The following is a 25,696-nucleotide window of genomic DNA, read 5'->3' as shown; positions in this document are numbered from 1 at the left end:
GCTGCCAGCGGTATTTACAGCATAATCCCGCCAAAGATAAAGCCCAGGATCACGCACAGCGTGATAGCGATAACGCCGGGGATCAGGAAGGCGTGGTTAAAGACGTATTTGCCGATGCGCGTCGAGCCGGTGTCGTCCATCTCCACCGCCGCCAGCAGGGTCGGATAGGTTGGCAGGACGAACAGTGCCGAGACGGCGGCAAACGAGGCGATCGCCGTCAGCGGGCTGACGCCGAGCAGCAGCGCGGCGGGCATCAGCGCCTTGGTGGTGGCTGCCTGTGAGTAGAGCAGCGTGGCGGCGAAGAACAGCACCACCGCCAGCAGCCATGGGTAATTGTGCAGCAGGTCGCCGGCCACGGCCTGGATATCGCTGATGTGCGCTTTAACGAAGGTATCGCCCAGCCAGGCGACGCCGAGGACGCAGACGCAGGCGCTCATCCCGGATTTAAAGGTGCTGGCGTTGAGCACTTCGCCAGTGTCGATTTTGCAGATGATGCTAATCAGGGTGGCGATGGTCAGCATAAACACCACGATCGCTTCGTTACGCGGCAGCACCGGGTTCTTGATCAGGCCGACGGTATCGCTGATGGCCGTGGCGTAGAACATCACCGCCACGATGCCGATCAAAAACAGGAGGACAGAGCGTTTGGCGTGCGGCTTCAGCTCAAACACCTGGCTGCCGCGCAGTCTAACTTCCCCCTTGGCCAGACGCTCCTGGTAAATGGGATCGTCTTTCAGTTCGCAGCCGAGGAAGTTGCAAACAATCGCGGTGAGCATTACCGCCAGCAGGGTGACCGGAATACAGATGGCCAGCAGCGTCAGGTAGCTAACGCCCAGCGGCTCAAGGATCCCGGCAAAGAACACCACCGCCGCGGAGATAGGCGAGGCGGTGATCGCTATCTGAGAGGCCACGACCGCAATCGACAGCGGACGAGATGGGCGAATGCCTTGCTCTTTGGCCACTTCGGTGATCACCGGCAGCGTGGAGAAGGCGGTATGGCCGGTGCCGGCGAGTACGGTCATAAACCAGGTCACCAGCGGGGCAAGGAAGGTAATGTACTTCGGGTGGCGGCGCAGCATCCGTTCGGCGAGGCTGACCAGGTAATCCATCCCGCCGGCGACCTGCATGGCGGCGATAGCGGCGATGACCGCCATGATGATTTCAATAACGTCGAAGGGGATCGCACCCGGTTTGATTTGAAAAATAAGCGTCAGGACAAGGACGCCAAGGCCACCGGCAAAGCCGATACCAATGCCGCCGAGCCTGGCGCCGAGATAAATCGCCAGCAGGACAATAACCAGTTCTGCACCAAACATATATGCCTTCCTTGTTTTTTAACAAGTTGATATTGGATTGTTGTATTTTAGTAAAACTAAAAAGCAAAAAAGGCATGTCATCGCTGACATGCCTTTCAATGACTAACCGGAAAGATTACTGTTCGCTTTCATCGGTATAACGCTTCGCTTTATAAGCAGGATGCATCAGGTTTTGCGCGGAGAAAATATCATCCAGCTCCGCCGCCGTCAGCAGCCCACGCTCCAGCACCACTTCCCGCACGCTCTTGCCGGTTTCGGCGCAGATCTTGCCGACGATATCGCCATTGTGGTGGCCGATAAACGGGTTGAGGTAGGTGACGATGCCGATTGAGTTGTAGACGTAGCCTTCACATACCGCTTTATTGGCGGTGATGCCGTTAACGCATTTCTCCAGCAGGTTGTAGCAGGCGTTGGTCAGGATATGTATGGATTCGAACATCGCCTGGCCGATCACCGGCTCCATCACGTTCAGCTGCAGCTGCCCGGCTTCGGAGGCCATGGTCACCGTGGTGTCGTTGCCGATGACTTTAAAGCAGACCTGGTTGACCACCTCCGGCACTACCGGGTTAACCTTCGCCGGCATAATAGAGGAACCCGCCTGCAGCTCCGGCAGGTTGATTTCGTTGAGGCCTGCGCGTGGACCGGAAGAGAGCAGGCGCAGGTCGTTACAGATCTTGGACAGTTTCACCGCCAGGCGTTTCAGCGAACTGTGAACCATAACGTACGCCCCGCAGTCCGAGGTGGCTTCAATCAGATCTTCCGCCGGAACGACCGGTAAGTTGCTCACTTCCGCCAGCTTCTGCACCGCCAGCTGTTGATAGCCGTCCGGGGTGTTGAGGCGTGTACCGATGGCGGTGGCGCCGAGGTTCACCTCCAGCAGCAGCTCCGCAGTGCGCAGAATACTTTTGGTCTCTTCATTAAGCAGCACATTGAAGGCATGGAACTCCTGGCCGAGGGTCATCGGCACCGCGTCCTGCAGCTGGGTGCGGCCCATTTTGAGAATGTCCTGGAACTCCACGGCTTTCGCCTGGAAGCCTTCGCCCAGCTGTTTAATCGCATCGATTAACTTCAGGATAGAGGCATACACCGCGATGCGGAATCCGGTCGGGTAGGCATCGTTGGTGGACTGGCATTTGTTGACGTGATCGTTTGGGTTCAGGTACTGGTATTCGCCTTTCTGATGGCCCATCAGCTCGAGGCCGATGTTCGCCAGGACTTCGTTGGTGTTCATGTTTACGGAGGTGCCGGCCCCGCCCTGGAAGACATCGACCGGGAACTGGTCCATGCATTTGCCGTTATTGAGGACTTCGTCACAGGCGGCGATAATCGCATTTGCCGCGCTTTTGGGAATGGTCTGCAGCTCCTTGTTCGCCAGCGCGGCGGCTTTCTTCACCATCACCATGCCGCGCACGAATTCTGGTATGTCGCTGATTTTGCTGTTGCTAATGTAGAAGTTTTCAATCGCTCGCAGAGTATGAACGCCGTAGTAAGCGTCCGCGGGAACTTCCCTGGTGCCCAACAGATCTTCTTCGATACGAATGTTGTTTAACATGTGAACCTTCTTTTCAAGCTGCCAATGAATTCACCAAATACACAGAATATCCAGGATTCAGTATATTTTCTGGCCGACGATTATTTCCTTAACCGGCCTGGTGCCCAAGATCATATGCTGATGATAGCGAATATCAGTAAGCTTGATCACTTATTACATCGCGGGTGTGAGAAGATTTATTAATCTGTGAAATGGGTCACCGCTTTCCTATTGCTGGAAAAAATAAGCATTTCCGCTGATTGAAAAGCCGCGCAGCATCCCCATCTTAGAGGGATGCGATCAGCAAATTGATGATTACGGGGGCTGAGCTCAGCGCCCGTTGATGAAGGAGACGCCGGTGCGTTGGATTCCGTTTATTGCCTTTTTTCTTTACGTTTACATTGAGATATCGATCTTTATCCAGGTCGCGCACGTGCTGGGCGTCTTTATGACCCTAATCCTGGTGATCTTTAGCTCGGTGGTAGGGATGTCGTTGGTGCGTAACCAGGGCTTCAAAAACTTCCTGCTGATGCAGCAGAAGATGGCCGCAGGCGAGAGCCCGGCAGCGGAGATGATCAAGAGCGTTTCACTGATTATTGCCGGTCTGCTGCTGTTGCTCCCGGGGTTCTTTACCGACTTCCTTGGCCTGCTGCTGTTACTGCCGCCGGTGCAGAAGCACCTGACGATGAAGCTGATGCCGCATCTGCGCTTCAGCCGGATGCCGGGCGGCGGCTTTAGCGCCGGAACTGGCGGCGGTGAGACCTTCGAAGGGGAATTCCAGCGTAAGGATGAGCAGCGCGATCGTCTGGACCATAAGGACGATCCCCGCGATTAATACACGCCCGGCCCGGTCAGCAAATGCGACCGGGCCGGTTTCTTTCCTGGCTTACACGCTACCTGTCGCCAGCTTGCGCCTGGGTAAAAACAGCCACAGCCCCGCCAGCATCACCAGCGCGTACAGGCTTTTCCAGCCGACCATCGCCAGCAGCAGCAGACAGAGAATGCTGCCCACCACCGCCAATAGCCGATAGCGCCCGCGCAGCAAACGACAGCCGGCCAGCATGCACAGCAGGTAGATCATGATGAAAATGCCGTTGGCATAGACGATCAGCGCGTCCAGATTGATATCGAGCAAATAGATACACAGGGTGCTGACCACGCAGGAGCCCAGCACGGCGTTGAGGGCATTGCGCGGGATCTGCCGTGGCGACAGCCGTGCGAGGTAGCTTTCTGGCTTATGCTGCGCCTGCGACCAGACCAGGCGGGCGAAGCTTTGAATATAGATGTTGAGGCTGGCGAAACAGGCGAGATAGCCGATGACGCAGGCCACCCACAGCGCTTCGACACCGAACAGACGGACCACGATGTTCGGTAGCGACGCGGCCGCCGCCATCTCCTCGCCAAAGGCGTGGAAGTGCAGCACCAGCACGGTACAGGCCCAGTAGACCGAACCGGCAAGCAGCAGGCCTATCATCAGCGCCCTGGGGAAGTCACGCTCGGGATGTTTAAACTCCGAGGCCAGGTGAGCAAAAGCTTCCAGACCGACAAAGCACCAGAACATGACCGATAGCGCGGAGAAGAGCTGACCATGGTCGATCTCCGTCAGGGCGGGGAAGGGGATCTGCGCCGGGCTTATCCCGCCACGCCACCAGACGGCGACGATCAGCGCCACAATCAGCACGGCAACCAGCGTCTGCAGGTTGGCGCTGGAGCTGGCGCCACGCGAACCGATCCACCAGACGATGGCCAGGGTGCCCAGCTCCGCCAACAGTAGCTGCGCATCATGCCAGCCGAACAGCGCCTGGCCGAAGCCGGTGGCGATGTGCAGCGCGGCGGGGAGTCCGACCGGGATAACGGATAAAAACAGCCAGCCGGTGACGCTGGCCAGACGTGGGCCAAATGCCATATCGACAAAGTGGGCCACGCCGCCCGCGCTGGGAAAATGGCGGCCCAGTAGGGCAAAGACGATGGCAATCGGGAAAACAAGGAGAATGAGCAGCGGCCATGCCCACAGACTGTTATCGCCAGCGACCAGCGCCGCCAGCGCCGGGACGGCGAAGACGCCGGTACCCAGCAATGAGGTGGAAAGTAATCCGACTCCCTGTCCCAGTCCCAACTCCTGTTTTAAACCACTCATGATTCCATCCTGCGCCAGTGAAAAAAAAGAGAGTATCACAATCGCTTTTCCTTATGACGCATTGGCCGATAGCGCTGCTTTTTGCGCGCTAGCGCAAAGGTAAAAATTTTTTTTGATTTTGCCCTTGAAGCGGGAAATGGCCACCCCCATCTCTCTCTGCACTAGCCGGTAAACCGCGTTCGGCCCGGCGTCACCCATAACTGATAATGACTTTCTCGAAGGAGAGCTATCAATGAGTATTCGTCCGTTACATGATCGTGTGATCGTCAAACGTAAAGAAGTTGAAACCAAATCTGCAGGCGGCATCGTTCTGACCGGTTCTGCGGCAGCTAAATCAACTCGTGGCGAAATCATCGCTGTCGGTAAAGGCCGCATTCTGGAAAACGGAACTGTGCAGCCGCTGGACGTTAAAGTTGGTGACATCGTGATTTTCAACGATGGCTACGGCGTGAAGTCTGAGAAGATCGACAACGAAGAAGTGCTGATCATGTCCGAAAGCGACATCCTGGCAATTGTTGAAGCGTAATTCGCACGACCCTGAACGAATTTGAGGAATAAAAGAAATGGCAGCAAAAGACGTAAAATTCGGTAACGACGCTCGTGTAAAAATGCTGCGCGGCGTAAACGTACTGGCAGATGCAGTTAAAGTGACCCTGGGCCCGAAAGGCCGTAACGTGGTGCTGGACAAATCCTTCGGCGCGCCGACCATCACTAAAGATGGCGTTTCCGTTGCTCGTGAAATCGAACTGGAAGACAAGTTCGAAAACATGGGTGCACAGATGGTGAAAGAAGTTGCCTCTAAAGCGAACGACGCGGCAGGCGACGGTACCACCACCGCAACCGTGCTGGCTCAGGCTATCGTGAACGAAGGCCTGAAAGCTGTTGCAGCAGGCATGAACCCGATGGATCTGAAACGTGGTATCGACAAAGCTGTCATTGCCGCCGTTGAAGAACTGAAAGCGCTGTCCGTACCGTGCTCTGACTCTAAAGCGATTGCTCAGGTTGGTACCATCTCCGCTAACTCCGACGAAACCGTCGGTAAACTGATCGCGGAAGCGATGGATAAAGTCGGTAAAGAAGGCGTGATCACCGTTGAAGACGGTACCGGTCTGGAAGACGAACTGGACGTAGTTGAAGGTATGCAGTTCGACCGCGGCTACCTGTCTCCGTACTTCATCAACAAGCCGGACACCGGTGCCGTTGAGCTGGAAAGCCCGTTCATCCTGCTGGCTGACAAAAAAATCTCCAACATCCGCGAAATGCTGCCGGTTCTGGAAGCCGTAGCGAAAGCTGGCAAACCGCTGGTTATCATCGCTGAAGACGTTGAAGGCGAAGCGCTGGCGACCCTGGTGGTTAACACCATGCGCGGCATCGTTAAAGTGGCTGCGGTGAAAGCACCGGGCTTCGGCGACCGTCGTAAAGCCATGCTGCAGGATATCGCTACCCTGACTGGCGGTACCGTTATCTCTGAAGAGATCGGTATGGAGCTGGAAAAAGCGACTCTGGAAGATCTGGGCCAGGCGAAACGCGTGGTTATCAACAAAGACACCACCACCATCATCGATGGCGTTGGCGAAGAGTCTGCAATCCAGGGCCGTGTAGCTCAGATCCGTAAGCAGATCGAAGAAGCGACCTCCGATTACGACCGCGAAAAACTGCAGGAACGTGTCGCTAAACTGGCTGGCGGCGTGGCAGTAATCAAAGTCGGTGCGGCTACCGAAGTTGAAATGAAAGAGAAAAAAGCACGCGTCGACGACGCCCTGCACGCAACCCGTGCTGCGGTTGAAGAAGGCGTGGTGGCTGGCGGCGGCGTAGCGCTGGTTCGCGTTGCGGCGAAACTCGCTGGCCTGACCGGTCAGAACGAAGATCAGAACGTCGGTATCAAAGTTGCGCTGCGCGCAATGGAAGCACCGCTGCGTCAGATCGTGTCCAACGCCGGTGAAGAGCCGTCTGTTGTGGCGAACAACGTGAAAGCTGGCGACGGTAACTACGGTTACAACGCAGCAACTGAAGAATACGGCAACATGATCGACTTCGGTATCCTGGACCCAACCAAAGTGACCCGTTCTGCTCTGCAGTACGCGGCATCCGTGGCTGGTCTGATGATCACCACCGAGTGCATGGTGACCGACCTGCCGAAAGGCGACGCGCCTGATTTAGGTGCTGCTGGCGGCATGGGCGGCATGGGCGGTATGGGCGGCATGATGTAATCGTGCGCTCTACGGCATAAAAAAGCAGAAACCCCTGGCCAGCAATGGCTGGGGGTTTTTCTTTTGGCGCGCTTTTTAGTATAAGGCTTATACATAAAAATCATTTAAGCTGCATCAGAGCGGCAAGCACCTCCGTTTCGGGCGTGAACTGACAAGCGCGACCGGGGAGGAAATGAACGCGGCTCATGCCGACGCAGTTTGAAGGATGACAGATTTACATCCGGGCCAGTGCGTCCAGCTCATCGATCATGGGGAATAACATGCAGGTAAAATATTTAGCAGGGATTGTCGGCGCAGCCTTATTGTTGGCAGGTTGCAGTTCCAGCAATGAATTAACCTCTGCCGGCCAGAATGTGCGCTTCGTGCAGGAGAAGCCGGGCGCAGAGTGTCAGCTGTTAGGGACCGCGACGGGTAAACAGAGCAACTGGCTCTCCGGCCAGAATGGCGATGAGGGTGGTTCCATGCGCGGTGCGGCAAACGCCCTGCGCAACCAGGCGGCAGCGATGGGCGGCAACGTGATTTACGGCGTCAGCAGCCCGACGCAGAACCTGCTGTCGAGCTTTGTACCTACCGACAGCGAAATGAACGGCCAGGTTTATAAGTGCCCGAACTGATGCGTGACGCCTCTCTCTGCGAGCGCGGAGAGAGGCGTGGCCGCTAGATGAGGATCAGGCGCTAAGCTCCGCTTTCTTCTCCAGATAGAAGGCGTGCAGAGGACGCAGGCACTCTTCCAGACTGAGCATTCTTCCCGGCTGGGAAGGGATAATGGTACTGAAGATCTGGCATGGCGCTAGCTCCGCGTGCATCGCCTTGAGCTTGGGGCTTTTCTCGATAAGCTGCATCACGACGTTGTTTTCCAGTTCAGACAGATGCGGTACGCTGGTTTTGACTACCGCACCGGAGACAATTTTCTTCCCTTCCTCCGTCTCGCAGCAGTACAGTACGCCCAGGTAATGGGAAAACAGGTTTAGCTTCCAGTCTTCCTGGGGATACTGCTGGTAATCGATATTGGGCTGAGTGGTTAAGTCGACGGTATAGCACATTAAAAAATCCATATTTGAACTTAAATACTGAACCAGTTCCTGGTCGCCGACTGTTTTTAATGCTTGTTGAATACCGATAATTAATGCTTCGATTTGCAGATCGTCAATACATAAAGTACTAATTTGTTCATCCTGAAATACAAGAATTAACGTTGACTGTGTTTCGCCAGGTTTGAGCGTAATGGACATGATTCGCCGCTCAGGGGATGGTTGCTGTATTTCAGCCGTCTCAACCTGAGGAATATGGGCAACAAGTGCCTCATTATACGTGATAAGCTCATCTTTATAGGCCTCTCCCTGGTTTTCAAGCCGCTGGAAAACCACAGCCATTCTGCTCTGCAGTATCAGGAGCAGATCAGCTAGCACCGGTGCCTGAAGATAGTAAATCTCGCAAAAGCCATTTTCCTTCTTAACTTTCAGCAGCAACGCTAAAAATCGCTCTTCAAAGGTAATTCCTGCGGTATTAAAACCTATAAACGTTCCTTGCATATTCTTCTCCTTTATTAAGCAGTAGTCACCGACTTTGATTGTGAGAGATCGATAACACGATCGGCGGATGCAATGGTCGATGGTCGATGCGCGACGATAATGCGGGTGATACTTAGCGCTGAAATAGACTGATTGATAACCGACTCATTTCTGAGGTCAAGATGGCTGGTAGCCTCATCCATGAATAAAATACTCGGTTTGCGATACAGTGCGCGGGCGATCAGGATACGCTGCTTTTGCCCACCTGAAATACCCAGCCCAAGTTCGCCGACAATGGTTTCGTATCCCATAGCCATCTTCATAATTTCATCATGAATGTTGCACCGTCTGGCACACTCCATCACAAAATCAAGATCGGCGTTATCATCGAAGCCACTTATATTATCAATAAGGGAGCCGGAAAAGAGGCGATCTTCCTGGAGTACGCAGGCGATACCAAGACGATAGTTATTCAAACCAATCTTTTTAATCTCCAGATTATCCGCCAGTATTTCGCCTGAATCCGGTGAGAGCAATCCGCACATGACTTTTAATAGTGTGGTTTTCCCTACGCCAGATGGGCCAATTAGCGCGACTGATTCTCCAGGAGCAACGGTTATGTTCAAATTTGTAAAGATGGGTTGTGAAAAAGGATCGTATTGATAACTAAGATTTCTCACTTCAAGTTTTACGCCAGTGTTTTCCGTAAAAACACGCCGCGATGGAAGTTCTTTTTCTGGTTCACTAAATGCTATTTCTGATAGACGTTCGTTGTGCAGTGAGAGCATACGAAGCTGCATCACCAAATCAATGAGATTCGATGCACGTTGAGAAAACTGGCCCCGGTAGGCGTTAAATGCCATAAACATACCGAGCGTCATCTCATTATCAATCACCATAATGGCACCCAGCCACAGTACAGCGACCTGATCGATTGAGGTGATAAAGGTATTAATGCCACCATACATCATGTCGAATCGAGTTTGCTTGATTCCTGCATTACAGGCGTCAATATTAAGATTGAGCCAATGCTGTGAGCGACGTTCTTTTAAATTCAAGGCCTTAATGGTAGAAATGCCGTAAAGTGACTCCATAAAATGGGAATTAGCACGTGCGCCCTTGACGACCTGTTCTTCCGTAACGCGACGATAAAATCCATAGGTTGCGAAGCGCATAATCGCATAGCAAATGGTAAAGCCGATGACGACCCAGACTAACCAACCACCATATAAGGTCAGCATCACCAATAAACCGATTGTCATTATCGAGTCGATGATGCCGGTAACGATACTATTGGTAAATATTGAGCGAATCGTATCCAAAGACGAGAAGCGAGACTGAATATCACCTAAATGCCTTTTCTCAAAAAAGGATAATGGCAAACTTGTCAGATGATCGAATAACGTCGTTTTCCATTGAATATTTGTCAGGGTATTTAACGTTAACGACGTCCATGCACGTAGCATGCTAATAAACGTGCGGAATAGGGTAAAAAATATCAACCCGATACAGATAACAGACAGTAAGCTTTGGTCGTGAGCCATTATTACATGGTCAGTGACTAGCTGTGTGCCAATCGGTAACAGGAGGCCGATAGCTTCTACAACTACGGACAAAGCAAAAATCTTAATCAGTGCCGATTTTAAGCCAACAATTTTATGCATTAAATCCAGCAGCCGTAATCGGGATTTCGCTTCTTCTTGTTGGAAATTATGATCGGGCCACAGTTCAAGCGCTACACCGGTAAAATTGTTTGACATCTCATTGATGCCAATGATTCTTTTACCCAACGCCGGATCGTGAATAACAAATCCGTTTTTCCTTACCTTTGTAAGAACAACGTAGTGGTTCATCCCCCAGTGGATGATGCAGGGGAGTTTAAGCTGCTTTATTTCATCAAGGTCGAGAGCTAACGCTCGGCTTTTTAAACCAGCATGTTCTGCCGTTTTGCTTAGAGACATCAGTGAGGAGCCCTGTGAGGGGCTACCAAACCGCTGACGGAAATTAAACAAATCGATATTCAGCCCATAAAAACCACAGATCATTGCCAGACAGGCAATTCCACATTCTGATGATTCTGACTGAAGAATAACAGGTGTTTTGTTAACAAGGGAAAAATTTAACTTTGCAACAACATTTTTGAAAAGTTCGTTAGTCATGGATCGGCCCAGTAATGCTTTGAGTTATCTTATATACAGGGGTAAACATCCACATATAGAGTGGACGCTCTTCCAGGAATACAACAGCTTGAGCCTTGAGGCCATTTGAAAGCGAAAGCGTTTTACCATTATATTCAAAGGTTTTGTTTTCAATTTTCACAATGGTCTTGTAGAGCGCCAGTTCCTGCTGGTTTGTGCCGTTCGTAACATTCGTATACTCAGACATTTCTTGTCGAGATGTGGGAACAGAAGATATTGAAAGTATTTTTCCCGGAAATTGACCAAATTTATCTGATGGAAATGCAGCATAACGAATGTTAATTACATCCCCAGGTTTTACATAGGGTATACTATTGTTAGGTAACCATAAAACAAGATAATATTCTATATCACCGGTAGGTTTTATCTGTGCTAGACTGCTGCCTTTATCAACCATCTGGCCTTTAGTGACGGCCAATGATTCAATGCGGCCTTCAGTCGTTGCTTTAATAATAATGTTACCGTTTGCGTTTGATTCAACCAATTGATTTTTATAATCATTAATCTGGTTTTCTTGTGACGAGATTTGGTTGTCAAAATCAGCTATTTTAGTAATTTTGTCACTGTTAAGCTGAGTGACCTGCGATTCCAGTTGCATTTTCTGACTCACCAGAGACTGGTAAGTGCTTTGTTGTTGAAAATACAATGAGTGTTGATAGTTATATTGGTCTTTGGTAATCAAGCCATCACTTAAATATTTATCATAGCTGGATAGATTATCATGCATTTTCTTTAATCCAGCCTGGGCGTTAGCCAACATGTGATTAGTTTCTTTTAACGAGTCATTGATTGTTTTTAACTGCTTCTCTAAAGAAATGGTTGTTTCTTCTTTATTATGATTCAGTTTAGAAATGATATCTTCAGCATTTGCGATCTTTTCATTAATGACCTCTATTTGTGTCGCGCTAACATTACCCGTTGTGGTGTTTCGGGAAATGTCGATCTCATATAACGGCTGGCCTTTGGTCACAATATCGCCGACTTTTACATATTGGGAGATAACAAAGCCTTGCTGTGGCGCATAAACGTTGACAGAGTGGGGTAGTGTAATGACCTCTCCCTGAACGTCGATTCTCTGGGTAAAGGAGCAAAATACTGTGGTGGCTATCAGGATCGCAAGAAAAGCAAAAGAGAGTAATGCAACAAGCCATGCTGGAAGCCCTGCGAGCAGCAGCGCCTTTCCTTTCCAGTGATGCTTTTTATACTCAATCGCTTCCTTGCGATAGATTTTTTTTAACATAGTTATCGCTTAAATTATAAAATGAAAAGGCCCGATACATCAGGCCTTAATTACTAATGAATGCTTGTCAACAAACTGTTGAGCTAATCATTGGCGCGTAAACTTAGTTGCTCCAGAAATTCAGAGTGCCGTCATAAAGAGCATTCATCATGCCCTCGGCATACTCCAGAGTCATATCCCAGCCAACGATACCTGCTGCAATACCAAAGCAAACGCCACCGAGAATAACCCCGGCGATCATCCCGACACCCTGGCCGATTGAGCCGATACCGAAGATACCGCCACTTACGCCACCCCAACGTCCGGCGTACGCTGTACCAATAATAGCGCCCAGAGAAGCTCCCAGAGCGACAGCACCCATTTCTTTTGCAGCCCAGGTGACGATATCGGTAAGAGTATCGGTCAGCGCGCCGCCAGAAATTTCTTCCATTTCAAATACAGTTAATTGGTGCATGATTAGTCCTTTAACTAAAATTAAAATTATATATTCATTCCAGACCAGAATTTGGTCCGCAGAAAAGATAGTCGTTGCTGTAGTATGAATCAACTCAACTAAATATGAATTGTTGATGAAATTAGAGGTTAATAGTGAATCAAATCTAAACTATTTATAGGTTCATAAAACAGTAACTAATTCAGCAGGTGGTGGCACGCAGCTATTATCGATGTGCTGCAGATATATTGATTTATTCTTGCATTCATATATGACATTTTTTTGGTTGTTGACATAAAAATAAAAAAGGTGGATATCATTATCCACCTTTTGTAGGGGTATGGAGGTTATACTTTTACTCTTCCTGTATGACAACTTCAAGCATAGCTTTTACATGACCGGAAGAGACTTCAGCGCTATTGTCACTCATGCGATAATAGTCGGCGGTGAAGGTAAAGTTTTGTGATGCCTGTGCCTTGGCGAAGCTATAAGTTTCGGCGTCGTAAAATATTATAGGCTTGTTGTCAATTTTGAAGATAACGCCAACGTTATTTGCGGCTTCGGTTCCAGTTATCATGTTATCGATGATCCCATCCCCGGCAGAACTGGTGCCATTAACAGGGTTAAACCAGTAGTAAAGCTTGTTGCCAACGGAACCTTGTGGGCAAGTCACATCCATTTTGATAGTTTTTTGTGATGGAGTTGTACCTCCTCGAGAAATGGACATTAATGTGTTTTTTTCAATTTTATTCAGGGTGATTTGGCTAGGCCCTGATACTGAAATATCGCAAGAGGTATCTTTATATGAAATAGTCTTGAACTTCAGGGTTGCTGTTAACAAAAGGCGGTCAGCTGCCCTTGGGTTGGTGCTTAAGTTACCTGCTGAGAATTTAAATACCGGGTTTGTACTGGTGCCGGATGTATCGATGACCTGCTTTGTTTTAATTAACCATACCGTCATAAATTTATAATCTTCATTCGATTCTAAAATAGGTACGATTGTAGATTGAGCAACAGCAGGATTAATAGAACCATTTTTGCTGCTCAGAAGATCTGAAAACTGAAAGCCAATTCCATCTATGCCGGTTTCATAGACTGGTTTGCCCCTTATACCCGTGACGCCGGTAACTTCCGGTGCTGTTGATTCAACAATATACTGGTCTCCCATTATTTTGCTGCACTCAAATGTTTTATAATGTCCGGTACCGACTTTTTTAGTATAGAGGACTGTACCCACCGGAATTGTTGGGTCTGTTGCGATTTTAGGACTTATGTTAAATATTGCTTGTCCAGCGGAACCAGAATAATCGCATTTGGCAATTACCTCGCTACAACAGCATAGTAGGGATAAAAAAAGAAGTATTTTTCTCATTCTTTATTGTTCCTTGGTCAATATTAGCGACAAACCGTTTCGATTTGACTGATGCCAGACGCTTTGCCTTCCCTGGCTGGTAAAGTAAAGGAAGCATTGCACTGCTGCGCGGCGCTTTTGCCCCACTGGACGTTAAGGATCCCCGTCTGCTGCAGGCCGGACATATAGACCATCCCGGCGTCGCTGACGATACTTGGCTGCGATTTACTATCTCCGGCGAGCAGAACCATTGCGCCATAAGGCACGTCCTGGCCGCTGGCGGTTTTCAGATGCACAAAGGCCCGCTGGCCAATATTGCCGTCATAATTAGCACGCACGATTGCGCCGCGCGTCGGAACGACGCTCTGCGTGGTTTCCGGCAGCTCCATATCTTCGCCAAGCGTGGTGCTGTCCAGCGTGATATCGGTACGACGATAAGGTGTAACGTACGGGACGATAGCGTAACCGCGATAGTCGGTGGAGATGGTGTTATCGTTGGTCAACTTGACGTTATCCAGGCCCGGCGCTTTAACCAGCACGGCGGCGTCAGTGATGTCCTGGCCAAGTGTAATGCCATCGGCATGAGCGACGATGCTGCCGTTGGCGCCGTAGTCAATACGTTGGCTGTTATTGTCATAGCTATAGCCGGCATTAAGGCTGCCGCGGGCACCGTTATAGGTCCCACGCATATCGCCGCTGTAATATTCCCGGTTGCTGTACCCTTGCTGCAGGCTCCATTCCAGGCTGTCGTTATCTAGCCCGACGCCACCAATGGAGACCGACTGATCGGTAGATCCCGGATTGCTGTTGGTTAATTGATAGCTGGTATAGGTACCCGGCAGCCAGTTGCTCAGCGGTAGCGTCACCGTCAGGGTGATGCGCTGATCGTCCTGGGCATCCTTACCTGAGTTATTTCCGCTCCAGGTGTAGCGGTTATAGCTGTAGCCCAGATAGTAGTTCACATTACGGAAACCGCCGTTGTAACCTACGCTAATTGACTTGTTGGTTCGCTTATCGTCCCAGTAATCTTCAATCAACCCGCTTATCGACAGGCTACCGAGGCCTTTACCCAGGCTTTGGTTAACCGTCAGGTTGGTGCGATTGCGCAGTGAGCGAGAGGTATAATTACCGTCATTAGAGTAGCTATCCAGCACCTCGGAGAGGGTATTAAACCCGCGGGTGGAATAGCGGTAGCCCGCGATGGTGACGTTAGTGCCGGTTTCGACGATGTTTTTCCCGTAACGTACGCGCCAGGACTGCCCGGAGGTCTTTTCATCGTCTTTCATTTTCGACCAGGCTTGGGTGACGTCTGCCGAGGCGGCGCCTAGCTCGCCGAGGTTATAGCCGAGACCCGTCGATAGCGCCTGGTAGCGCGAGGCCGCCTGCATGCCGCCATATACTGTCAGGCTACTGGAGACGCCGTAGGTCGCGGTAGCCTGAGTAAATGGCGTTTCATCGACTCCACCATCGTAAGGTCGATATTTACCGGAAGTAATCTCATACTCCAGTTGATTTTCACGCACCATGACCGGCAGGGTGGCGAACGGCACAACAAATTCTTGCTTGGATCCGTCGGACTCTTCCACGCTGACGTAAAGGTCGCCGCTACCGCCGCTCGGGTACATATCGGTGATTTCAAATGCCCCGGGCGCCACGTAGGTCTGGTAAACCTGGTAGCCGTTCTGTTTAATGACGACGCGGGCGTTGGTTTTGGCGATACCGCGAATAATCGGCGCATAGCCGCGCATACTTTCCGGCAACATCGTGGTATCGGTGGCCAGCTGAATACCGGTAAACGGCACGCTGTCGAAGATGGTTGAGAGCGATGAACTTTCGCCCATCACCAGGTTACTGTTGATCGGGCGAATACTGCGCTGCATATAGAGATAGGCTGAATCCCAATCCCCGGCATCGCCATTGTTTTTATTCCATGTGCTGAGGTTGCGGATACGCCATGGGCCAACGTTGAGGCCAGACTGCAGGTTCAGGCTGTAGTATTCATCATTGGCCTGCATGTCGTTCGAGCCGCTGAACTGGTAGTTCACCAGCAGGGCGTTGATGCCATCATCAAACTGATCCGGTGGAATATATCCCTGCGCGGTGGTGGATAAGGCCGCCTGCGGAATAGAGATATTTAAGCGCTGGGCGGTGAAGTCAAAGTCCGCTTTGGTGTCCGGAATGACAGAAAAGTTTGCACAGCCGTTTTGATCCTCGGCTAACTCTGGAAAAGCTTTTATCCTTACGCCATATTCCGCGAGAGCTTTTAGACTCAGGCAGGGAACCAGAGCGGGTTCGCGGTTATCGCTGCTGGCGCGATTGTTGGCGACAAACTTTATCGTCCTGGTATCCAGGTAGCGGCCATTAAACATGATATCGACCCGATAATCCCCCGGCGCCTGCGCGTTCTGGGTCTGAAATACGGATAAGTCAGGAGTGGTTGATGGATCGCTACCATTCAATGAGCTAATGAATGAGGGATCGAAAAAGTCACGTGCTTGCGCTTTATTATTCAAACCAGAAAGCAATGCCGGAAGCATTGCAAGGAAGATAGTGGATAGTTTGAATAATCCATTATTCTTATTTGGCATAGACACATCCCTATAATGATAAAATAAATTTCTTATTACAGCGATGAGGAGTAGAGCGACCCAGCTCCGCCATAATCATTGACAACTTTCCAGGTAATGCTGGAGGCATTAATATTTTCTTTTAACGTCACTTCTTTGGTCGTCATCGGGGCGACCGAGTTGACTTCCGGCTTCACTTCTTTGCTGCCAATCTGGATGCTATGGAAATAGAAGAAAAAGGGCGTTGGATTTTTGATCGTCAGCTTAGTGCCAGATTTTCGCCATTCGAGCTTTTTCGCTTCCGTATTAGGGGAGAGGTCGAAAAGTGCTTTAGGGCGATAGACCAGACGCATGCGGTGGCGAACTGCCAGTTGAATGGTGTTGTTATTCGCTTTGGCATCATCTGCCGGAGGAATCGCCATGACGTTAAAATAGTACATGGATTCCCGGTCGGTCGGCGCATTAACGTTTCCGTTAGAAAACAGACGAACCGTATTCTGTTGTTTCCCTTCAAGGCGGAACAGCGGCGGCGTGGCCATAAAAGAGGGCGCTTTTCCTGCCGGCGCTTCAACCCAGGATTTAATCAGATAGGGAATATCATCTTTATTTTCTATTTGCGCCGTGATTTCACGTGCGCCTTCTTTATACAGATAGCGGGTGGATTCCACTACAATACCGGCATGGGCAATACTGCTGAGGAGTAATGCACAGGAAGCGGTGAAAGTTAATAAAGTCCTGAACATGTTTTTTCTCTGAATGCAAAAAAGGGCCCGCCGTGAAGCGGGGCCCTTTGGGGAAAAATTAGATGGTGTAATCGATAGTAAAGGTCGCAACACCTTTAACCGGGCCTTCGGTTACCGGAGTAGCAGAGTTCACTTTTACATAACCAGTGGTGTACTTCAGCTGAGTACCGGTAGTAGCAGAGTAGCTTTCGGTCATGGTGTCAGAACCGTCGAAGGCTACGCGATGGGAATCGCTGAGACGCTGGATACCGATACCGATACCGGTAGCGCCGCCAGCTGCGGTGTTGTCCAGGATGGTTTTATCGCTGGAGGTGATACCGGCAACGTTTACAGTCAGGCCAGTAACCGGGTTAGCGCTGCCCTGTGCGCAGTCAGTAACTTTAAAACCGAAGTCCTGAGTTTTGAACAGAGTACCTGCCGCTTCAGCATTTGCTTCCGCAGTGGTCACAGTGATCAGCTGAACGATACCGTTGTTCAGGGTACCAGTCGGAGTCACGACGCAAGAGTTAGCTGCATCAGCGACTTCACCCAGCACAGTTACCTGAGCAGTGTTAGTTGCCATTGCCTGAGCACTCAGCACTGCAGATGCAGCGACCATTACAGCTACGATTGTCTTTTTCATTTAATTAATCCATATATAGATACTTAGTCCTGTGTAGAGTCGATAACAGTTATCAAGGGAATGGAGTATGCATTCGCATTGATATTGAAAATAAGCGCCAGCATTCCTTTATATAGTGCTGAGACTAATCATCCTGTTGAACAACGCTACCATATCGCTTGCCATAGCGAACCATGGGAAAGCGGGAGTAATTTAAAAGCATGGTGCAAAAAATGCTTGTGAATTCTTTATGAAATGCCTCTGAATTTAATGCTTTTATAGTAGATTGAGATGCTGCCATTATTGGAGGTGAATTTAATCTGAAAATGCGGGGGCTAAACAAGATAACTGTCGCATATTGATTTATCTCCTGTATTCTGTGTGGCGCCGGTCAATGTGAACTAAACTCGTTCCTTTTTGAAATGATAATGTTCATAGACCATGTTGGCTGAACTAATTAGAATTTATTATGGATAATGGTTTTTCGTGGGGCAGGGATATGGATAACGCTGCGTTATTTAATGGGTGTATGATTAATCATGAAGTTATCTTTAATGCAAATATGAATGAGCTGCGGCCGCTTTCAGGTGACGGAGAGTGTGTCAGCCTCAATGCGCCCACTGCCAGATGCTTGCTGTTACTCTTGCAGAATAGCGGTAAAGTGATTTCGCGGGATGAATTTCTGGCTGCTGTTTGGGAAACCCGGGGAGTGGTGGTGTCACAAAATACGTTCTATCAAAATATCTCTTTGCTGCGAAAATCATTGCTCAAAGCGGGGCTGTCGGCGGATATCATTATCACCGTCAGGCAAAAAGGGTTTAGCGTCGCGCCAGATACCCTCATCATCCCTCTCTCTGATGAAGAGTGCGAGAATATGAATCGGGCGACATTAACGCATTATCAAAATAATAAGGTTGCCGACGTTACTGCCGAGAGAAAAGGTCATTCTGACGATCACGTAGTTATTCCATTAACAGAAAGCTTAGCGATTCAGGGCAATGAGTTGATAGAGAATAAAGTGGAGATACCAGAAAAACAATCGGAACGATTACAGGTAACTTTTAAAATGCCCACCTGGTTAATCGCGCTGATTGTAGTGATGATTGTGATTAATATCGTGGTGCTGGTGGTGCTTCACCGTTAGCTTGTCGCAATAGGGGGTTATCACGTAATGCGATAGCTGACAGCTGACAGCTGACAGCTGACAGCTGACAGCTGTTTACCTAATCCTCTGGCAAGAAATGGCTTCACATGGTTTGTCTGCCAGAGCGTCCTGGCAGACAAGGGAATCTGACGTTTATCGCTGCTTCAGCCCTAAATCCAGCGGCGTCTTGCTGGGTTCCCCGCCGATCTCGCGCGCCAGCTTCGGCACCATGTAGCCGGAGATGAGGGTCAATAGTTCACGCATGATTTCACGGGCTTCATCATCGCTAACCATGAAGTGCGCCGCCCCTTGCACCCGATCCAGCACGTGCAGGTAGTAGGGCATTACCCCGGCGTCAAACAGCGCATTGCTGAGGTCGGCCAGGGTTTGCGCGTTGTCGTTCACCCCGCGCAGCAGCACGCTCTGGTTGAGCAACGTGACGCCCGCCTGACGCAGCATGGCCATCGCCGCGCGGAACTCATCGTCAATTTCATTGGCGTGGTTGACGTGGTTAACCAGGATTACCTGCAGCGACGAACGCTGGAAGCGGCTGGCCAGCGTCTCGGTGATGCGCGCCGGGATCACAATTGGCAGGCGGCTGTGAATACGCAGACGCTTAACGTGCGGAATAGCTTCCAGCTGGGTCATCAGCCAGTCAAGCTCATGGTCCTTTGCCATCAGCGGGTCGCCGCCGGAGAAGATGATTTCATCAAGCTGCGGATGCGCTGCGATGTAGTCCATTGCCGTCTGCCAGTTGCGCCTGGTGCCCTGATTTTCGGCGTATGGGAAGTGGCGGCGGAAGCAGTAACGACAATTTACCGCACAACCGCCTTTCACCAGCAGCAGTGCCCGGTTGTGATATTTGTGCAACAAGCCGGGCACCACGCTGTGCTGTTCTTCCAGCGGATCGGTGGAGTATCCGGGGGCGACGATAAACTCTTCCTCGGCGGTAAGTACCTGACGAAGCAGCGGATCGTTAGGGTTGCCTTTCTCCATGCGGGCGATAAACGCGCGCGGGACGCGCAGCGGGAACAGGCGTCTGGCCTCGCGTCCGGCCAGCAGTTTTTCATCAGCGTCTACATTTAAAAGACGCAGCAGTTCATCAGGACTGGTCACAACATTGGCAAGTTGCGTTATCCAATCTTCTCTGGATGGGGTATTTAGGGTTACAATATGCGCCATTTTGTGGCTTAGCTACCAGTTAAACAATTTCAGAGGGCCTTATGGCGACTTACTATAGCAACGATTTTCGTGCTGGTCTTAAAATCATGTTAGATGGCGAACCTTATGCGGTAGAAGCCAGCGAATTCGTTAAACCAGGTAAAGGCCAGGCGTTTGCGCGCGTTAAACTGCGCCGCCTGCTGACTGGCACCCGTGTTGAGAAAACCTTCAAATCTACCGATTCGGCAGAAGGCGCGGACGTTGTCGATATGAACCTGACTTACCTGTACAACGACGGTGAGTTCTGGCACTTCATGAACAACGAAACTTTCGAACAGCTGTCTGCTGACGCGAAAGCGATCGGTGACAACGCTAAATGGCTGCTGGATCAGGCTGAGTGCATCGTGACCCTGTGGAACGGCCAGCCGATCGCGGTCACCCCGCCGAACTTCGTTGAGCTGGAAATCATTGAAACCGATCCAGGTCTGAAAGGCGACACCGCGGGTACCGGCGGTAAACCAGCGACCCTGTCTACTGGCGCCGTGGTTAAAGTTCCGCTGTTCGTCCAGATTGGCGAAGTGATCAAAGTGGATACTCGCTCTGGCGAATACGTATCCCGTGTGAAATAATTTCGCGTCATGATGACTGGCGCAGCCTCCGTGCTGCGCCGCTCTTTACGCACAGGTACGACGAACACGAGACATGAAGCGCAGCGTAAAACTTCTGGTGTTACTGTTTCTGAGCAGCGCGTTACTGGCTGGCTGCAACACCGCCCGCGGAGTGGGTGAAGATATTCAGGGCCTGGGCCACGCCATCTCTCACGCCGTGAGCTAAATTTCCTTCCGTTTTGCTAGTGGCGGTTGCCTCCTGGCGCGCCAGCTTCCTCCACGAATATTCCTTTTCTCTTAAAAATCGCAAAGATCCCTTCATCTGTGGACGGTTTGTCTATGCTTATAGGGCATGAAAACAAAACTGACACTAAGGATGACATTATGGTGAAAAAAACGATTGCAGCGTTCTTTACGGTTTTGGTCCTCTCTTCAGCACTGACTGCTTGTAACACTACGCGCGGAGTGGGTCAGGATATTTCAGAAGGCGGCAGCGCAATCTCTGGCGCGGCAACCAAAGCTCAGCAATAAACGCCGTCGACGGTACGGTTTTACGCCGTACCGTTCTTCACTTCCCCCATCCTGTTGGATATACTCACTGCGACTTTTCATCCACCTTACGGGACGACCCGTAAGCGTTTCTCATCCGGGGACGGCCCCAGCAAAGGAGCCTTATGTCCTGGATAGTCTTATTTATCGCTGGTCTGCTGGAAGTGGTATGGGCCGTCGGCCTGAAATATACCCATGGCTTTAGCCGGCTGGTTCCCAGCGTCATCACCATCGTGGCGATGGTCGTCAGCATGGCGCTGCTTTCGTGGGCGATGAAAACCCTGCCGGTGGGAACTGCTTACGCCGTCTGGACCGGAATCGGCGCTGTGGGCGCCGCCGTGACCGGTATTGTGCTGTTGGGTGAATCCGCCAGCGCTATGCGTATCGCCAGTCTCGCCTGCATCGTGGTCGGCATCATTGGCCTGAAGATTAGCGCGCACTAGTTGTAGCGCTGATTGACCCAGATCAGTTTGCTGACATCAAAGCCCTGCCGGGTAGCAATATCCAGCATCTGCTGCCTGACCTCCGGAGCGATGGTGGGTGTCCGCGCCAGTAACCAGAGATAGTCGCGATCGGGTCCGCAGACCAGCGCGTAACGATACTCCTTATCCAGCGCAATGACGTTATAGCTGCCGTAGAAAGGGCCGAAGAAGGAGATCTTCAGCGCGGCGCGGCTGGGCTCGCCGGTAAAGTACGCCACTCCGTCCGTTTTCTGCCACATACCGCGGTCGGGGTTATAGCCTTTATTGACCACGTCCAGGCCGCCGTCATCGCGTGGGTGCCAGGCGATCGTGACCTTTTCCAGCCCGCTTTCAAAAGGGTGGTCAAAGCGGGCGATTTCATACCAGGTACCCAGATAGCGCTGAACGTCGAAGGGACTGACCACGGTGACGCCCGGCGGTGGGGTGGGCGTGCTGCAGGCGACAGACAGGAACGAGACGGCAATCGCGGTGATTATCGGCAGGATACGCATGGCATGCTCCTTGCTGGCTTTTAAGCTAAGTGTAGAGTCCAGCAGGGAAAAGGCGGCAAGATTTTTACATGAAGCGAGCCCGGTAGCAGAAATGCGACCGGGCTCTTGCAGGATCAGATAAACAGTACGCCAACGAGGGTGATGACGCTGAGGATTGCCGCCAGGCCGTAGAAGACCCACTTACCGTTGGGTACATGGATTTTCAGGTCGTGCATGGCGTGGTGAATACGGTGTAGACCGCACCACAGCGGCAGAACAATCATCAGAAAGATGAATGCGCGGCCGATAAAGCTTTGGGCAAAAGCCAGCACGCGCTCATAGCTGAAGGCGTCGGCCGGGGCAAGCCCCAGCGGCAGCAAGATGCCGACCAGCAGCACCATCACCGGCGCGACGATCGCGCCCCACATGCCGCCTGCGCCAAACAGCCCCCAGAATACGGGTTCATCGGAACGTTTCGGATTGGGATTAATCATCTCAGCCTCCTTACCAGAACAGGGCGACAAACAGGATCACCACGGTGACCACCGCCGTTACCACCCAGAGCCCTTTAATGACCGGCTCTGGCCCCATTTTTTCGCCTTTGATGATGACGTTGGCGGCTTTCGGCGCCAGCTCAAACCAGGTTTTGGTGTGCAGCAGCGCCGCCGCCAGGGTAATCAGATTGAGGATCACCACCACCGGGTTTTGCAGGAATCCGATATATCCCGCCCAGCTTTCGGCGCCGTGCTTGAGGGCAAACAGCCCGTAAATCAGCACAATGCTAAACCATACTGTCGGTACCGCTGTCCCTTCCCGCACCATGTAGAAGCGATAAAACGGCAGCTTTTTCCACCAGGTGGAGGTCATTGGCCGCACGTAGGGTTTGCGTTTCGTCGTCATAATGCACTCCTTAGCGTGGTTTCAGGGTGGCGATAAGAAAGTCTTTCGAGCTTTCCACCTTGCCCTGCTGGATCGCGGCCGCCGGGTCGACGTGCTTCGGACACACTTCCGAGCAGTAGCCCACGAAAGTACAGGTCCAGACGCCGTTCTGGCCGTTAAGCTGCGCCATACGTTCCTTTTTACCGTGGTCGCGGCTGTCTTCGTTGTAGCGGTGGGCGAGGGTGATCGCCGCCGGGCCGATAAATTCCGGATTCAGGCCGAACTGCGGGCAGGCGGCATAGCACAGCCCGCAGTTGATGCAGCCGGAGAACTGATGGTATTTGGCCATCTGGGCTGGCGTCTGCTTGTTTGGCCCCTGGTCCGGCGTGCGGTTATTGCCGATGATATACGGCTTAATGGCCTCCAGACTTTCGATAAAGTGGGTCATATCCACCACCAGATCGCGTTCGATCGGGAAGTTGGCCAGCGCCTCAACTTTGATGCCTTTGGTGTAATCGCGCAGGAACGTTTTGCAGGCCAGCTTCGGCACCTTGTTGACCATCATGCCGCAGGAGCCGCAGATCGCCATCCGGCAGGACCAGCGGTAGCTCAGGTCTGGCGCCAGGTTGTCTTTGATGTAGCCCAGGGCGTCCAGCAGCGAGGTCTGCTCATCATAGGGCACGTCATAGAATGCGCTATGCGGTGCGGTGTCGACCTCCGGGTTGTAGCGCACCACTTCGACTTTCAGGTTTTTCATCTCAGCCATGGGTGGTCTCCTTCTTCTCAGCCGCTTCCGCTTCGGCGCCATAGACACGTTTTGCCGGCGGCAGCGTGGTGATCTTCACATCGCCATATTCCAGGCGGGTGGTGCCATCGGCCTCGCGGAAGGCGAGGGTGTGCTTGAGGAAGTTGACATCGTCGCGCTCGGTACAGCCCTCATCCAGACGCTGGTGCGCACCGCGCGATTCTTTTCGGGCGATGGCCGAGTGCGCCATACATTCGGCAACGTTCAGGCCGTGTCCCAGTTCAATGGTGTACAGCAGGTCGGTGTTGAACACGCTGGAGTTGTCGGTAATGCGCACGCGCTTGAAGCGCTCCTGCAGCTCAGCCAGCTTATCGATAGTTTTCTGCATCAGCTCCGGCGTACGGTAGATGCCGCAGCCTTCCTCCATCGACAGCCCCATTTCGTCGCGGATTTTCGCCCAGTTTTCGTTACCTTCCTGGTTAACGAGATTTTTCAGCCGTTGCTCTACATCGGCGGCCTGTGCATCCAGTGCGGCACTATTTGCCTCAGTCGTCTGTGCGGCGCGCTGCATAGCCTGTTCCCCGGCCAGGCGGCCGAAGACCACCAGCTCGGCCAGCGAGTTGGAACCCAGACGGTTGGCGCCGTGCAGACCGACGGACGAGCATTCGCCCACGGCAAACAGCCCTTTGATCCGGGTTTCGCACTGCTGATCGGTTTCGATACCACCCATGGTGTAGTGCGCGGTCGGGCGCACCGGGATCGGCTCTTTCACCGGATCGACGCCGACGTAGGCTTTCGCCAGTTCACAGATAAACGGCAGACGCTCCAGCAGTTTTTTCTCGCCGAGGTGGCGGAGATCGAGGTAGACCACGTCGCCGCGCGGCGTCGGGATGGTGTTCCCTTTCCGCCATTCGTGCCAGAAGGCCTGGGACACTTTGTCGCGTGGACCCAGCTCCATATATTTGTTCTTCGGTTCGCCGAGCGGGGTTTCCGGGCCCATGCCGTAATCCTGCAGGTAGCGATAGCCGTTTTTGTTGACCAGAATCCCGCCTTCACCGCGGCAGCCTTCGGTCATCAGGATCCCGGAGCCCGGCAGGCCGGTCGGGTGATACTGAACAAATTCCATATCGCGCAGCGGCACGCCATGGCCCAGCGCCATACCCATACCATCACCAGTAACGATGCCGCCGTTGGTGTTGTAACGATAGACGCGCCCGGCGCCGCCGGTAGCCAGCACGACCGCGTTAGCGCGGATCTGCACCAGGGTGCCTTCCATCATATTCATCGCTACCAGGCCGCGGGCCTGCCCGTCATCGACCAGCAGGTCAAGGACGAAATGTTCATCAAAGCGCTGAATTTGGGGAAACTGAAGGGAGGTCTGGAAGAGAGTATGCAGCATGTGGAAGCCGGTTTTATCGGCGGCAAACCAGGTGCGTTCGATTTTCATCCCACCGAAGCGCCGGACGTTGACGCTGCCGTCGGGGCGGCGGCTCCACGGGCATCCCCACTGTTCCAGCTGGGTCATTTCCGTTGGGCAGTGATGAACGAAATAGTCGACGACATCCTGCTCGCACAGCCAGTCGCCTCCGGCGACGGTGTCGTGAAAATGGTACTCAAAGCTATCGTGATCCTGGGCAACGGCTGCGGACCCCCCTTCTGCAGCGACCGTATGGCTGCGCATCGGATAGACTTTAGAAATCAGGGCGATTTTGGCATTGGGGTTGGCCTGGGCGGCGGCGATAGCGGCGCGTAGGCCTGCTCCGCCAGCACCAATTACGGCGAGATCGGCTTGAAAAGTTTGCACGACATTCCTCCAGTTT

General features: G+C 52.0%; 26 protein-coding genes. 9 read left to right on the top strand and 17 right to left on the bottom strand.

Features of this window, described 5'->3' with window-relative positions; translation table 11 throughout:
* Positions 1–14: 14 nt before the first annotated feature.
* Both AS136_RS12180 and aspA read right to left on the bottom strand, forming a co-directional pair.
* Positions 15–1,316, bottom strand: a complete 1,302-nt coding sequence (locus tag AS136_RS12180; protein WP_023323488.1) for an anaerobic C4-dicarboxylate transporter — start codon at positions 1,314–1,316, stop codon at positions 15–17.
* Positions 1,317–1,431: 115 nt separating this feature from the next.
* A complete protein-coding gene (aspA, locus tag AS136_RS12175) occupies positions 1,432–2,868 on the bottom strand; it encodes an aspartate ammonia-lyase (protein WP_002885424.1) in 1,437 nt (478 codons plus the stop codon).
* Positions 2,869–3,205: 337 nt separating this feature from the next.
* Between aspA and AS136_RS12170 the strand changes: the two genes are divergently transcribed.
* Positions 3,206–3,682: an FxsA family protein gene (locus AS136_RS12170; RefSeq protein WP_012543133.1), complete on the top strand. Its 477-nt coding sequence runs from the start codon at positions 3,206–3,208 to the stop codon at positions 3,680–3,682.
* A 51-nt stretch (positions 3,683–3,733) separates the two neighbouring features.
* Here the strand turns inward: AS136_RS12170 and yjeH are convergent, their stop codons facing one another.
* On the bottom strand, positions 3,734–4,984 hold the full coding sequence (gene yjeH, locus AS136_RS12165; RefSeq protein WP_012543132.1) for an L-methionine/branched-chain amino acid transporter: 1,251 nt from the start codon (positions 4,982–4,984) through the stop codon (positions 3,734–3,736).
* Positions 4,985–5,216: 232 nt separating this feature from the next.
* Between yjeH and AS136_RS12160 the strand changes: the two genes are divergently transcribed.
* The 3 genes from AS136_RS12160 to AS136_RS12150 all read left to right on the top strand — a co-directional run bounded on the left by AS136_RS12160 (position 5,217) and on the right by AS136_RS12150 (position 7,808).
* On the top strand, positions 5,217–5,510 hold the full coding sequence (locus AS136_RS12160; RefSeq protein ID WP_003855929.1) for a co-chaperone GroES: 294 nt from the start codon (positions 5,217–5,219) through the stop codon (positions 5,508–5,510).
* A 37-nt stretch (positions 5,511–5,547) separates the two neighbouring features.
* Entirely contained in the window at positions 5,548–7,194 is a 1,647-nt protein-coding gene (gene groL / locus AS136_RS12155; RefSeq protein ID WP_008807218.1) for a chaperonin GroEL, read from the top strand.
* A 260-nt stretch (positions 7,195–7,454) separates the two neighbouring features.
* Positions 7,455–7,808 (top strand): DUF4156 domain-containing protein, encoded by a 354-nt coding sequence (locus AS136_RS12150; protein ID WP_004152419.1) that lies wholly within the window; start codon positions 7,455–7,457, stop codon positions 7,806–7,808.
* 54 nt (positions 7,809–7,862) lie between these two features.
* On the opposite strand, the gene yjeJ is transcribed toward AS136_RS12150, so the two are convergent.
* The 8 genes from yjeJ to AS136_RS12110 all read right to left on the bottom strand — a co-directional run bounded on the left by yjeJ (position 7,863) and on the right by AS136_RS12110 (position 17,859).
* The gene (yjeJ, locus tag AS136_RS12145) at positions 7,863–8,726 is read right to left on the bottom strand and encodes a YjeJ family protein (RefSeq protein WP_023323490.1); all 864 of its coding nucleotides are present in this window, start codon (positions 8,724–8,726) and stop codon (positions 7,863–7,865) included.
* A 14-nt stretch (positions 8,727–8,740) separates the two neighbouring features.
* Positions 8,741–10,864: a peptidase domain-containing ABC transporter gene (locus AS136_RS12140; protein WP_032739017.1), complete on the bottom strand. Its 2,124-nt coding sequence runs from the start codon at positions 10,862–10,864 to the stop codon at positions 8,741–8,743.
* Positions 10,857–12,143 (bottom strand): HlyD family secretion protein, encoded by a 1,287-nt coding sequence (locus AS136_RS12135; protein ID WP_023323492.1) that lies wholly within the window; start codon positions 12,141–12,143, stop codon positions 10,857–10,859. The genes AS136_RS12140 and AS136_RS12135 overlap by 8 nt, the downstream gene beginning before the upstream one ends.
* Before the next feature lie 103 nt (positions 12,144–12,246).
* The gene (locus tag AS136_RS12130; protein ID WP_023323493.1) at positions 12,247–12,597 is read right to left on the bottom strand and encodes a hypothetical protein; all 351 of its coding nucleotides are present in this window, start codon (positions 12,595–12,597) and stop codon (positions 12,247–12,249) included.
* Between the two features lie 334 nt (positions 12,598–12,931).
* Positions 12,932–13,948: a fimbrial protein gene (locus tag AS136_RS12125; RefSeq protein ID WP_023323494.1), complete on the bottom strand. Its 1,017-nt coding sequence runs from the start codon at positions 13,946–13,948 to the stop codon at positions 12,932–12,934.
* A 23-nt stretch (positions 13,949–13,971) separates the two neighbouring features.
* Positions 13,972–16,515, bottom strand: coding sequence for a fimbria/pilus outer membrane usher protein (locus tag AS136_RS12120; RefSeq protein ID WP_023323495.1), 2,544 nt, complete (start codon positions 16,513–16,515; stop codon positions 13,972–13,974).
* Between the two features lie 35 nt (positions 16,516–16,550).
* A complete protein-coding gene (locus AS136_RS12115; protein WP_016160140.1) occupies positions 16,551–17,237 on the bottom strand; it encodes a fimbrial biogenesis chaperone in 687 nt (228 codons plus the stop codon).
* Positions 17,238–17,295: 58 nt separating this feature from the next.
* Positions 17,296–17,859, bottom strand: coding sequence for a fimbrial protein (locus AS136_RS12110; protein ID WP_012543123.1), 564 nt, complete (start codon positions 17,857–17,859; stop codon positions 17,296–17,298).
* A 478-nt stretch (positions 17,860–18,337) separates the two neighbouring features.
* Here AS136_RS12110 and AS136_RS12105 point away from each other — a divergent pair, with 478 nt between their 5' ends.
* Positions 18,338–18,982 (top strand): winged helix-turn-helix domain-containing protein, encoded by a 645-nt coding sequence (locus tag AS136_RS12105; RefSeq protein WP_023323496.1) that lies wholly within the window; start codon positions 18,338–18,340, stop codon positions 18,980–18,982.
* A gap of 153 nt (positions 18,983–19,135) precedes the next feature.
* On the opposite strand, the gene epmB is transcribed toward AS136_RS12105, so the two are convergent.
* Positions 19,136–20,164, bottom strand: a complete 1,029-nt coding sequence (gene epmB / locus AS136_RS12100) for an EF-P beta-lysylation protein EpmB (protein ID WP_008807210.1) — start codon at positions 20,162–20,164, stop codon at positions 19,136–19,138.
* Between the two features lie 41 nt (positions 20,165–20,205).
* On the opposite strand from epmB, the gene efp reads away from it, so the two are divergent.
* The 4 genes from efp to sugE all read left to right on the top strand — a co-directional run bounded on the left by efp (position 20,206) and on the right by sugE (position 21,743).
* Complete coding sequence (gene efp, locus AS136_RS12095) at positions 20,206–20,772, top strand: elongation factor P (protein ID WP_002885506.1); 567 nt, start codon at positions 20,206–20,208, stop codon at positions 20,770–20,772.
* Positions 20,773–20,845: 73 nt separating this feature from the next.
* The gene (locus tag AS136_RS12090; protein WP_002885511.1) at positions 20,846–20,977 is read left to right on the top strand and encodes an entericidin A/B family lipoprotein; all 132 of its coding nucleotides are present in this window, start codon (positions 20,846–20,848) and stop codon (positions 20,975–20,977) included.
* Positions 20,978–21,135: 158 nt separating this feature from the next.
* Entirely contained in the window at positions 21,136–21,282 is a 147-nt protein-coding gene (ecnB, locus tag AS136_RS12085) for a lipoprotein toxin entericidin B (RefSeq protein WP_004206423.1), read from the top strand.
* Between the two features lie 143 nt (positions 21,283–21,425).
* Positions 21,426–21,743, top strand: coding sequence for a quaternary ammonium compound efflux SMR transporter SugE (sugE, locus tag AS136_RS12080; protein ID WP_008807209.1), 318 nt, complete (start codon positions 21,426–21,428; stop codon positions 21,741–21,743).
* On the opposite strand, the gene AS136_RS12075 is transcribed toward sugE, so the two are convergent.
* The 5 genes from AS136_RS12075 to frdA form a co-directional block, all read right to left on the bottom strand.
* Positions 21,740–22,273, bottom strand: coding sequence for a lipocalin family protein (locus AS136_RS12075; protein ID WP_023323497.1), 534 nt, complete (start codon positions 22,271–22,273; stop codon positions 21,740–21,742). The two genes, sugE and AS136_RS12075, sit on opposite strands and share 4 nt — an antisense overlap.
* A gap of 113 nt (positions 22,274–22,386) precedes the next feature.
* Positions 22,387–22,746 carry a fumarate reductase subunit FrdD gene (gene frdD / locus AS136_RS12070; RefSeq protein ID WP_002885526.1) on the bottom strand — a complete coding sequence of 120 codons (360 nt, stop codon included), beginning with the start codon at positions 22,744–22,746 and terminating at the stop codon, positions 22,387–22,389.
* Between the two features lie 10 nt (positions 22,747–22,756).
* The gene (gene frdC / locus AS136_RS12065; protein ID WP_002885530.1) at positions 22,757–23,152 is read right to left on the bottom strand and encodes a fumarate reductase subunit FrdC; all 396 of its coding nucleotides are present in this window, start codon (positions 23,150–23,152) and stop codon (positions 22,757–22,759) included.
* A 10-nt stretch (positions 23,153–23,162) separates the two neighbouring features.
* Positions 23,163–23,897, bottom strand: coding sequence for a fumarate reductase iron-sulfur protein (frdB, locus tag AS136_RS12060; protein ID WP_004177729.1), 735 nt, complete (start codon positions 23,895–23,897; stop codon positions 23,163–23,165).
* Positions 23,890–25,680, bottom strand: coding sequence for a fumarate reductase (quinol) flavoprotein subunit (frdA, locus tag AS136_RS12055; protein ID WP_008807207.1), 1,791 nt, complete (start codon positions 25,678–25,680; stop codon positions 23,890–23,892). Before frdA ends, frdB begins: the two co-directional genes overlap by 8 nt.
* Positions 25,681–25,696: the final 16 nt, after the last annotated feature.

It is taken from the genome of Klebsiella sp. D5A, from assembly GCF_001620885.1.
In the GTDB taxonomy this organism is placed as follows: Bacteria; Pseudomonadota; Gammaproteobacteria; order Enterobacterales; family Enterobacteriaceae; genus Klebsiella; species Klebsiella variicola.
Note: the sequence above shows the minus strand (reverse complement) of the source record. Positions and strands in the feature narration are given on the sequence as shown.